The following is an 11,244-nucleotide window of genomic DNA, read 5'->3' as shown; positions in this document are numbered from 1 at the left end:
GCGCAGGCGCTGGCGGGCGGCGAGGGCGACCACTGCGGGGCGCGGTTGCGGACCACCGAGTTGCCGGGCGCGCGCAAAAATCAGGATCACATTATTGACGGCAATGGCAAAAACCAGCAGCACGCCGAGAAAGGCGGTGCTATCGAGATCGATGCCGAGCAGCAGCAGCGCCAGCAGCGCCCCCGGTGCCGCTAGCGCAATGGCCAGCAGTGCGGAGATGGCGGCGCGCTGACTGCTGAACTGAAAGCCGAGCAAGATCAGGAGCAAGGCCAGCGCGCCGCCCAGTATCAGCGCCATCTGCTGAAAGCTCTGCGACTGCTGGCGATAGTAGCCGCCGAGCAGGGTCGTCACGTTCGTCGGCAGATGCAGGCCCGCTACCACCGTGCGTGCCTTGACGGCGGCCTGCGCCAGTCCCTCACCGGGCTTCGGCTGCAGCCAGACGTAGGCGTCAGGCACCAGATTCTGATGGGTCACGAAGGGTATCGCGCCCTGCACATGAACGCTAGCGATGCTCGCCAGCGGAGTAAAGCTTCCGTCCGGCAAGCGAATGGGGAGGGCGTCCATCTCGCGTGGGGTGAAATCGTGGCCGGCGAGGCTGACGCGAATCGGCAGAATCTGCTCGCCGTGCAGGAGGAAGCCTGCCTGCCGCCCCCAGAAACGCGCTTTGACCTGGCCGGCGAGCTCCGGTGGGGTAATGCCATAGATCGGGGCCAGTGGTGACGGGGTAATCTCCAACTCCGGACCAGCAGAGGGTGACTTGAAGTTCACGGACTCAAAGGAATGGCTCTGGCGCAATGCCGCCGCCAGACGCGCGCCCTGTGCACGCAGTGTGGCGGAATCCGAGCCGAAGAGATAAACCACCAGCGGCGCGTGGGCACCCGAGAGATTACCCAGGCGTACGATCATCGTTTGGTGGAGCGTCAAGGATAGCAGATTTGGAGCCATCTGACGGAACTGTACATGCAACGTGCGCATCACTGCCTCGGTGCTCTGCGCGTGATTGGGTTTGAGGACGATGGCGATGGCCCCCTTGTTGGCCGGTGCATGGAGGAACTGGAAGCCGCGCCCGACCATCAGCGATGCCCGCTCCACATTGGGATTCTCCAACGCCACCCGCATGAAATCGCGCCCCACGCGGGTGGTTTCCGCCACGCTGCTGCCGACGGGGGTGCGGAAGGGCACCGAGATTACGCCCTCGTCCCAATGGGGCAGGAAGGCGGTGGGCAAGGTGGTCAGCGTCAGCCATCCCGCGACCGCGAGGAGCAGGACTACCGGAATAGCCCACCACGGGCGGCGCATGCCGAAAATCAGCCAGCGGCTGAAATGTCGGCGTAACCAGCGCTCAGCGCCATTTCGTCGGTTCTGATGCGGGCGCCCGGCGAGCCAGGCGGCCAGCACCGGCGTCACCAGCAGGGCGACGATTTGCGAAGTCAGCAGCGCAATGACGATGGCCAGCGCCATATGCCGGAACAGGAGCCCCAGCGTGCCGGACAAAAAAATCAGCGGCAGAAAGATCAGGCAGGAGGTGAGGGTGGCCAGGGTCATCAGCGGCAGAATTTCGGCGGCGCGGCGCAAGGCTAACCGTCGTCGTGAGGTGCGGTCGCCGTGCAGGCCGTGGAGTCCGCGTTCGACCACCACGATGGCATGATCCACCAGCGCGCCAATCGCCGCTGTCAAGCCGCCGAGCGTCATGATGTTGAGCCCGTAGCCCAGCGCATGCAGCACCAGAAAAGTGGCCGCCAGCGCCAGTGGCACCACTACCAGGGTCGCCACTGCCCCGTCGAAACGACCCAAAAACGCCAGGACCACCAGCCAGGCTATCAGACTGCCGAGCCCGAGGGCGATCCAGACATCGCGCAGGCTGCTGCTGATCAGATGGCTCAAGTCATAGATCGGCACCAGTTGTACACCGGGTGGCAGGTGCGCCCGCAATGCCGCCAGTCGGCTCTGCACGGCACGGGCGACATTCACATCGTTGGCTCTCGATTGGGAGAGTACGTCGATGATCAGGGCATGGCGGTAGCCGGGAACGGCGGCATCGGTGAGTAAGGGCGGCGGACCGACCCGCACCTGTCCCAGTGCGCCCAACGCCAGCGGGGCGCGGATGCCTTCGGCATTGGCCGGGCCGAGGGGCAGGGTCAGGGTGGCCAGATGCGCCGTGTCCGCCGGCCGTGGTGTCGTGGCGACGATAAATTGCTGGTGATAGGCGTGCAGAATGCCGGAGAAAAATGGCCCCTGGGCGAGGCGGAGGGTGTCGATCACCTGCTGTGCCGTCAGGTGATATTGCGCCAGGCGCACCGGGTTCAGATCGATATGCACCTGCGGCCAGCCGCGGCCGGTGCCCTGCACCTGGTAGACGCCGGGAATCGCCAGCAGGGCAGGGCGAACCTGGAAGGCGAAAGTCGGCATCATCGCCGAGCTGTCCTGCCGATTGGACACCAGCGCATACTCGGCGAAGGGGTAGGTGTAAGGTGCCATGCGCGTCACCCGCATCTGCGCGCCGACGGGTAAGCGAACCTGCGAGAGGCGGGCCTGCAGCATGAGATAAGCGGTCTGCGGATTGATGCCGGGATTGAAGTAGACATTGAGCTTGGTCAGCCCGTTACCAGTTTGCGAGCGCACCAGCCGGACGCCCGGCTGACCCTTGGCTAGTGCCTCCAGCGGTCGGGTGATCTCGACCTCCATGAACTTGACCGGCAGGCTGCCGTCGTTGACCAGCACCGCCACGCGCGGGAAATCGACATTGGGAAACACGCTTTCCGGCAGGCTTTTTAAGGCGAACCAGCCGGCCGCCAGCAAAAACAGGGCGGCGAGGATGACGCTGAAGCGATTTTCCCAGAGGAACTCCAGATAACGCTTCATGGCTTCTGGACCTGCACGGGGGTGCCGGCGATGAGGCGGGCGTTGCCGGAGCGTACGACGAGTTCCCCGACCCGGAGATCACCGCTGACCCAGGTGCGATCGCCACGGCTGGCGACGATGCGGACGGGTATCACGACCGCCCGCCCGTGGCGAACAGCGAATACCTCGGCGCGGGCACCACGCATGACGATGCTGGCGGTCGGTAAGACGAAGGCATCCGCCCCTGGTGCGGGCAGTCTTACTTGCAGCCATTCACCCGGCAGTAGCGGGCTGCGCGCGGGCAGGTCGATGTAGACGGACACCAGACCCAGATGCCGCGCGCTTTGCCCGACGGAGCGAATCTTGCCATGCCCCCGCCAGCTACTGCCATCAAGCCCTACCACTGTTCCCATCCGCAGCCCTTGCGCCACGGCAGGCGTGACGTAGGCGTGCGCCCAGGGCGCTCCGCGGCCGGCGAGGGTGGCGATGGGCTGGCCGGCGTTGACCACCGCGCCGGCTGGCACCAGATAATGCAGGCTCCCGGCGAAGGGGGCGGTCAGTTGTTGCTCGTTGGATTGCGCCTGCAAGACGCGGAGGGCGGACCGGGATTCGTCCAGCGCTAGTTTCGCCTGCTCCACATCCTGCCGGGAGAGGACACCATCGGCATAGAGTTTCCGGTTACGGAACCACTGGCTGCGGCTGAAAGCGGCCCGCGCCTGGGCGGCACTGATGGTCGCCCGCAGGCCAGGCGGCGCGATATGCGCCACCAGAGCGCCAGCAGGGACTTGTCCGGCAGGCAGCAGCGGGCCGAGCACCCGGCCGGTCACCGCGGCGGTCAGGGTCACTTGACCGTTGCTCTCGACGGTGGCGAGTACGGTGTTCTCCTGTTGGGCCGGCGCGGAGGCGACAACGGCCACGCGTACCGGCAGTGCCCAAGCCGCGCTCATGCCGGTCAGCCAGAACAGGGTAGTGAGGCCTATAACGGCGGACCAGCGTGGAGAAATGTGGATCATTGAGCGTTTGCGGGGGGTCATGACAGCTTCCTTTGATCTGGCAACAAGCCACTATCCAATGTCAGTTGCGCACGTGTCAGGCGGGCGCGGATGGCGGCGCCCGCGCTTTGCAACTGGGCCTGCACCCAGCCATTCTCCGCTTGTTGTAACGCCAGTGCGCTTTCCGCACCGGCGAGATAGCCCTTGCGGGTCATGGTATAGACCGTCCGTGCGGTCTGTGCCAGCGTCTGCGCATCCTGCAAGGCGTTTGCTGCCGCCTGTGCTGCCCCATAATCGGCGGCCAGACGACTGCGAATCTGCAGTTGCAGCGCCGCCTTGGCGGCCTGCATGGCGGCCACCTGCTCCTGCGCCGCGGCGACCCGATCTCGGTTGCGGCCAAAGCCAAAAATGGGCACCTGCAGGCTAAGGATCGCCTGCCAGCCCAACTGCTGGCTTTGCGGTAGCATCGAGGTGTCCAACCCATAGGCGCCGGTGGCGGCGATGATCGGCAGCCGCGCCGCCTGCCGATAGTGCAACAGCGATCGCGCCGATTGAATTTCGCCATCGGCGACGCGCAACAGTGGCTGCGATCGGTCGGCTTGCTGGCGGAGCATGTTTGACCCTGGCAAAGCAGTGAGTGGGGCGGCAACGGGTGCCAGTGCAGGCAGCGCCGCCATCCCATAGCCCGTCTGCAGTGCGAGCACCTGACGCGCCGCCTGCGCCTGCGGCCGCGCTTGATCGAGTCCCATCCGGATACGCACCAGGGTCAATTTGGACTGACTCAGATCCAGGCGCGAGCGGGTCCCCGCCTGGTATCCTTCCTGCGTCGCCGTGAGCATCTGGCGCGCGGTCGCCAGCGCCTTGCGCCACACGGCCAGTTCGTTATCGTCCAGCGCCATCTGGTAATAAGCCATGGTCACCTGCGCGGCGACCGCAAGCCGTGTCTGCTGCAGCCGGTAACGGGCGATGGCCGAGCGGTCGCGTGCCAGCGCCGATAAGGCATAGGCTTGCGGCGTATACAGTGGGATCTGCAGGCGAACCTGTCCGATCAGCTCCCGCGCGCCATTGGCACTGACAAAGCGCGGCTGGCCGTTCTGGGTTTGGGTCCAGACGCCCCCGGTACTCACCGAGAGGGCGGGCAGCAGATCGGCATGGGCCGCGTGACCCTGATCCTGGCGCTCCGCGATCATATGCTGCGCCTGCTGTACCACCGCCTGATTGACCAGCGCGCGCTGAATGGCACTCTGTAAAGTCAGATCGTCCGCCGAGGCGGTACCCGAGAGCAGACAGGCGCCGATTCCGAGCGCAGTCGCTATCCGCCGTGTCGCGGCTTTGTGCGTCATGCACGGACCTTTATGGTTAAAAACGCGGGATTATTTCGGTGCTTTTCTGGGGGGTTCCGATAATCGACCACTACAATTTTAACTCCGCATAGGATAAATACCGCCATAACTGCTGCGGCCATTGGCGCATCATCGCAAAAGCAGGAAACCAGAAGGTGACCGCAACCTGACGAATTCGTCATCTTTAGTGCGATGCCAGAGTTTCTGTCGCGATAATTGGGAAAGATAAAGTGACGGTGGTGCCCATCCCCAATTCACTCTGCAGTGCGACCTCGCCGCCGTGCAACTGCATAATGGACCGCACGATGGCGAGCCCCAGCCCGGTGCCCTGACCCTGACGCAGGCGCGCCGCATCCGCGCAATAAAAGCGGTCAAATACATGCGGCAGGTCCTCTGGCGCTATCCCGGAACCGCTATCGCTGACGATGATCTGCAGTAGCGATGGCTGAATGGCGGTTCGGATACTGACCTGCCCGCCCGCAGGGGTATGGCGCAGCGCGTTGCCGAGCAGATTGCCCAGTGCGCGCCGCAACAGTCCGGGATTCGCCGCCACTGACCCACTGGCCCTGTTGACCAGCGCAACCCCCAACTCGTCGGCCATCGCCTGATAAAAGGCGCAGACTGCCGCTACTTCTTCCCGGCTGTCCAGCAACGGTGTGTCGAGCTGGGCATCTGGCTGCTCCGCGCGGGCGAGAAAGAGGAGGGAGTCCACCATGCGCGAAAGCCGTCCGTATTCATCCATAGCCGACTCGATACACGTCTGATAGTCCGCCGGACTGCGGTTTCTGGAAAGTGCGATTTCCGCCTCGCCGCGCAGGATATGCAGGGGAGTGCGCAGTTCATGGGCGATATCTGCGGAGAATCGCGAGATACGGTTGAAGGAGGTCTCCAGCCGACCCAGCAGGCGGTCAAAGTTAGCCGCCAGAGTACGCAGTTCGCCAGGCCAATGTTCGTCCGCAACGCGCCGATGCAACTGCCCGGCACCCAGCTCATCGATAATCTGCGCCAACCGTGCGACCGGCCGCATAGCCCGCCGGGCAATCAGATAGCCCGCCGCCACCGCCGCCAGCAGGACGAGGGTGGTCGCCAGCAGCAGCACCTGCCGATAAATAGCCAAAAATTGCGCATTCTGCGTGGTGCTGATGGCGACATAAATCGTTGTGGGCGGATTACCTGCAAGACGTTGTGCCATGACCAGATAATGATCGTGGTCGTGTATTTTCCATTTCCACTCCTTTTCTTTCAGAGTATTGGGTGATTTCGTGAATGGTCATGGACTATCCAGAAGCGGATTGAAGCCACGACCGCGGGAAATAATGCCGGCAGGGGGGCGGCTGACCCAGATAAATACGCCGCGAATCGTACTCGCCTCCAATTGCGTTTCGTGTCGTAACGCCTCGGCATTCCCGGCATGCCGACTCAGTGCGCTATGCACTGCATTGATCTTGCTGGCCAAAATCTGGCTGTCGACCTGCCTTAATTGCTCCGCAAGTACCCAATACAAGGCACTGCCAGCGGCGGCAATCAATAAAACGCTGAGCAACGCATACCACAACGTCAGGCGTACAGCTATCGAACTGGTAACGCGGCGGAGGGTCTCAATCGCGTGTTTCAAGGACATAACCTACCCCTCGCAAGGTATGAATCAGCTTGCCGGAATAGGGGTCGTCGACCTTTCTGCGCAGCCGACGGATCGCGACATCCACCACATTGCTGTCGCCGTCAAAATTCATATCCCAGACCTGCTCGGCGATTCGCGTACGGGTCAGCACTTCGCCGGGAAAGCGCATCAAATAGGCCAACAGCCGATATTCCTGAGGGGCAAGACCGATGGTATCTCCCGCGCGCCAGACCTTATGCCGCAGCAGATCGATCTCCAGATCCGCGCAATGGAGCATGTCCTCGGAGCGCACGTTACAGCGGCGCAGGATGTTGTGCACCCGCGCCAGCAGTTCAGAAAAGGCAAAGGGCTTGACCAGATAATCATCGGCGCCGAGCTGCAGACCCTTTACCCGTTGGGAGATTGCGTCCAGCGCCGTCAGCAGGATGACGGGCTGCTCGGCCCGCCGCTTGCGGATTTCCTGCAACACCCACCAGCCATCCCGCTGCGGCAGCATGACATCCAGCACGATGACGTCATAATCCCCTGTCGCCGCCAAGTGTTGTCCGTCTATACCATTACTGGCGATATCTACGACATCCCCTTCCTCCGTAAAACCTTTTTTCAAAAAGGCGGCGGTTTTTGGCTCATCTTCAATGATCAGTATTTTCATGGTGTTTGTTCTAAATAAAAATATTTCCTGACCTTTGACCTTCCTGTCGATTTCCTGAAGAATGTCCGCGTTATTAATGACACAATCAGAGGCATGATGAAAACACCCCATCCCTTGGAACTGCGTCGTAAACAGGCGTTCGGTGCCGTCCGTATCCTTTTCGGTCTGATCTGGCTGATCAATACCTGGTTGCAACTCGACCCCGCCTACAGCACGCACTTTCTCAGCAGCTTCAGTGCCGACTGGGTGTCCGGACAACCCGCCTGGATCGCCAGCTACGGTCACTGGACGGCGGAACTGGTCCAGCAACTGGGTGCGCAGCATGTGGCATATGCGACTATAGCGCTCGACGCCATTCTTGCCATCTCCCTCATTACCGGTATCGGCCTGCCACTGCTGGCCTGGGTGGGCGTGATTTATAACCTCTGGCTATGGAGTACCGTTGGCGGTTTTGGCGGCCCCTACACCCAGGGCGCGACTGATCCTGGCACCGCCATCATTTATGCGCTCTGCTTCCTTTTCGTGGTCTGGACGCGAAGCTGGGAAGGCCTGAGCCTCAGCAAAGCACCGCATCGTCCTATTTACGCGCCGGCCATACACACCGCGCGGGTTTTGTTCGGCATACTCTGGGCCGTCGATGCCTTCTGGAAATGGCAGCCCTATTTTCTCACCCATGCCGTCACCTACCTGCAGCAGGCCCTGCCGGGCGAGCCGGCTTGGATCGCGGCCTATATCAGCTTTTTTATCACGATCATCACCTGGGCCGGGCCGGTGTTCTTTGGCTATTTTGCCGCGATCATAGAAAGTGTGATCGCTTTCTACCTTATCATCGGCCGTGGTCTGCGCTGGGTCATCCCCGTTGGTATTGCCTACAGCATTGGCGTCTGGACCACGGCAGAAGGCTGGGGTGCACCGTTTCTGCCGGGCGCCACGGCGAACAAGGGCGATGTCCTGGGTACCACCAATATCTACGCCATCGCGTTCCTTTTTCTGGCGGTCTGGGTTTATCTCACCCCGAGGCGCAAGGGGGACGGATAAACCCGAGGGACATCGCCTCATCTCCCGTATGATCCATCTTCCAAAAAGATATTGGTTGTCACTGCCGGTAATGCCCCTCAAAATGTCATAAAAAAGTCATTAATCTGTCGCATTGTCGTCACATTTGGTGGTTATGATACTCCCTCTTTGAAAAGCCCAAAGATTCTTTTGGGATACCGATCATAACAGGGAGTGTTTTAACCATGCGTAACACCGCGAATTTACGTCCAATCATCGTTGCGCTCATGGCATCCGGGATGATGCTGTCGAGCGCGCTTGCCCTGGCTGATGGCGTCACTGCTAGCACGGTAAGCGCCGACCATGCTGCCGTCGACGTCGGTCAGGTCAATGCCGCTGCACAGTGAAGTTCTTACCTTGGGAGCAGTGAGGCACAGTCCCTTACCCAACAACACCGTTTTAATTCCGGTCAATCGGTGAAGGTGCTGGACAAGCATGAATTAGCAGCTGCTGGTCCGGTAGGCGGCAGCGCGCAGGCGTTGTCTTATGCGCCGGGCGTCAGCGTCTCCAGCTATGGATACACCGGCTCTACCAAGACCTCTATCAGCGTGAACGGGATCAAGCAGGGTTGGGGCGGTTTCTCCGGTGGCCAGATTGACAACGGCAGCCTCTCTGTCACCTTTGACGGCGTTCCCATGGTGAATCCCTCCAGTGGCCTCTGGGAGAGTCCGCAGGTTCCGCAGAACGGCATTCTGCAGGGTATAGGTGTCACCTATGGTCCCGGTAACCCGGTGGATCGCTGGTATAACAACATCGGCGGCCAGATTGATTTTGTCCCCTTGCAACCCACCAAAACGGCTGGCGCCTCGATCAAGATGAGTTACGGCAGCTACAATACTAAAAATATCGTCTTCAACGTGCGCACCGGGAGCATAGACGGCTGGTCCACCATTCTGGCGGGTGGCTCCGGTTCCGGCAACAGCTACCGGCAAACCCCGGATGGTTTCGCCAACCCCAGTTATAACTACGCCTGGTTCCTGAAAACCCGCAAGACCTTCAGCAACGGTGACTTTTCAATGGGTGCCTACCTCGCGAAAGGTTCTGGTTACCGGCCGGTATCCATCCCCCTCAACCCCATTGCTGGTGTGACCATGGATGGTACGCCGAACTCGCCGCTGTATAGCCAGGCGACGTCAGGGTATTATTCCTCGCTGCCGGAAAATGTCTGGTTCAAACGGGACGGCAATACCACCTGGCTGGTCTATAGCAAATTGAACCTTGCACTGGACAGCATGGTGGGTCTGCATAACACGCTCTGGTATCGCAACGGCCACCGTCTGCATTTCCACTATAACAACTACGGATTGTCCAATCCGAAGAATCTCTACGAGTACAATAATCCCCATACCGATGTGTACGGCGACAAGCTCTGGTTTTCGGTGGCCTTGCCCTATAACGATGTGAACGTGGGTGGATTCTTTCTGAACAGCCGGTACAACTCGCGGAATGCCTTTTACAATACCAACCCGCCGTACTACGGCTCGGCGTCTGTGCCCAATGCGCATTACCGCAGCGACTATTTTGACCAGACGGATCTTGCCGCGTTCATCCAGGATCGGATCAGTCCGATGAAAAACCTGCATATCACGCCAGGTGTGCGTTTCATCAATTATCAGACGCGTTACACGCCTGCCGCGCAATCGGATTTCGCCGCGGCTTATGCCCTGTATCCGCAGAATAATCAGGGTGTGCTCCCGGCCGCCAGCAACAGCTTTACCAAGGTGGAGCCCTCGGTGGATTTCAATTGGCAGCCGATCAAATGGCTGGCAGTGTTTGCCAGCTACGCGCAGGCATACAAGGAGCCGCAGGTGGGCGGGGGCGGTGGTCTGTATCAAAGCACCCCACCGATTTATAGTCTGGAAAAAAGCGCCGATTATAATGCGGGCATAAAGATTCATTTCAAGGATGCCACTTACCTGCATAATTTCTTTCTGCTAGCGAGCTTTTACCATCTGCACTATACCAACCAGTATATTCCGTTCTACGATGCCAATGGCAATTATCTGGGTGACGCGAATGGTGATTCCATCTATCAGGGTGTCAATATGGCACTGGAAGATGACCCGATTTACAACCTGCACGTCTTTGCCAATCTCAATTTCGAGAAGGCGACCTTCGCTCATTACGTGACTGGCGGCGTCAGTTATGACGGGATGCCGGTATCCAACGTGCCGAGCAGCACCTTTAATATCGGCACGGCGTACAGCTACTATCTCTCGGGCGTGTTACTGGAGCCGCGGATCTGGTATCAGTACACCGGCGCACAAAATGTCTTCAATAACAATACGACTGCGCCGAGCCGGCAGAAAATGCCGGGCTATGGTACGGTGAATCTGGGTTTTGACAGCACCATCCCCACGCGTGGGAGTATTCCGGGTTTGAAGGATATCAAGCTGAGTGTCGATGTCCTCAATCTTGCGAATAATCGCTATAACGAGTTCCAGTACATCACGGCCGGCGGGCTTCTGGGTGGAAACTCGGCTGGGCAGATGCTGGCATTGCCCGGCGCTCCGCTGACGGTATATGGAAGTATTGCGGTAAACTTCTAGACTTACAGTTGCTTGTAATTTTCGGCAGAAAGGTTCCAGCTGTTATGTCTGGAGCTTTTCTGCCGATATTTTTTTAGGATGACGAGTATGGCATCCAGGAATCTCCACTTGGCCACCCGAGTTCGACAGTTCATCGGCAAAAATCGTCAATTTCGTAACGCCGCCCCAGCATTCATAGGGGTTTCAGCGC

General features: G+C 60.1%; 9 protein-coding genes and 1 pseudogene. 4 read left to right on the top strand and 6 right to left on the bottom strand.

What is annotated here, in order from left to right; genetic code table 11:
* The 6 genes from AC2VNK_RS03415 to AC2VNK_RS03390 form a co-directional block, all read right to left on the bottom strand.
* The coding region (locus AC2VNK_RS03415; protein WP_486882800.1) for an efflux RND transporter permease subunit at positions 1-2,862 on the bottom strand (2,862 nt) is incomplete at its 3' end.
* Positions 2,859-3,875, bottom strand: coding sequence for an efflux RND transporter periplasmic adaptor subunit (locus AC2VNK_RS03410; RefSeq protein WP_486882799.1), 1,017 nt, complete (start codon positions 3,873-3,875; stop codon positions 2,859-2,861). The genes AC2VNK_RS03410 and AC2VNK_RS03415, both read right to left, overlap by 4 nt.
* Positions 3,872-5,176 (bottom strand): TolC family protein, encoded by a 1,305-nt coding sequence (locus AC2VNK_RS03405; protein WP_486882798.1) that lies wholly within the window; start codon positions 5,174-5,176, stop codon positions 3,872-3,874. Before AC2VNK_RS03405 ends, AC2VNK_RS03410 begins: the two co-directional genes overlap by 4 nt.
* A 184-nt stretch (positions 5,177-5,360) precedes the next feature.
* Positions 5,361-6,368, bottom strand: a complete 1,008-nt coding sequence (locus AC2VNK_RS03400; protein WP_486882797.1) for a heavy metal sensor histidine kinase — start codon at positions 6,366-6,368, stop codon at positions 5,361-5,363.
* A 78-nt stretch (positions 6,369-6,446) separates the two neighbouring features.
* Positions 6,447-6,797: a hypothetical protein gene (locus AC2VNK_RS03395; RefSeq protein WP_486882796.1), complete on the bottom strand. Its 351-nt coding sequence runs from the start codon at positions 6,795-6,797 to the stop codon at positions 6,447-6,449.
* Positions 6,775-7,449, bottom strand: a complete 675-nt coding sequence (locus AC2VNK_RS03390; protein ID WP_291524854.1) for a heavy metal response regulator transcription factor — start codon at positions 7,447-7,449, stop codon at positions 6,775-6,777. The genes AC2VNK_RS03395 and AC2VNK_RS03390 overlap by 23 nt, the downstream gene beginning before the upstream one ends.
* 96 nt (positions 7,450-7,545) lie before the next feature.
* Between AC2VNK_RS03390 and AC2VNK_RS03385 the strand changes: the two genes are divergently transcribed.
* The 4 genes and pseudogenes from AC2VNK_RS03385 to AC2VNK_RS03370 all read left to right on the top strand — a co-directional run bounded on the left by AC2VNK_RS03385 (position 7,546) and on the right by AC2VNK_RS03370 (position 11,054).
* The gene (locus AC2VNK_RS03385; protein WP_486882802.1) at positions 7,546-8,487 is read left to right on the top strand and encodes a hypothetical protein; all 942 of its coding nucleotides are present in this window, start codon (positions 7,546-7,548) and stop codon (positions 8,485-8,487) included.
* 203 nt (positions 8,488-8,690) lie between these two features.
* Positions 8,691-8,852, top strand: coding sequence for a hypothetical protein (locus tag AC2VNK_RS03380; protein ID WP_486882795.1), 162 nt, complete (start codon positions 8,691-8,693; stop codon positions 8,850-8,852).
* Positions 8,853-8,918: 66 nt separating this feature from the next.
* Positions 8,919-9,155 (top strand): annotated as a pseudogene (locus AC2VNK_RS03375) (TonB-dependent receptor plug domain-containing protein); the annotation flags it as partial.
* A complete protein-coding gene (locus AC2VNK_RS03370) occupies positions 9,141-11,054 on the top strand; it encodes a TonB-dependent receptor (protein ID WP_486882801.1) in 1,914 nt (637 codons plus the stop codon). The pseudogene AC2VNK_RS03375 and the gene AC2VNK_RS03370, both read left to right, overlap by 15 nt.
* Positions 11,055-11,244: the final 190 nt, after the last annotated feature.

This window comes from Acidithiobacillus sp. TH-A35 (assembly GCF_057473505.1).
The sequence above is the reverse complement of the archived record's forward strand: the minus strand, read 5'-3'. Positions and strand labels throughout refer to the sequence as shown.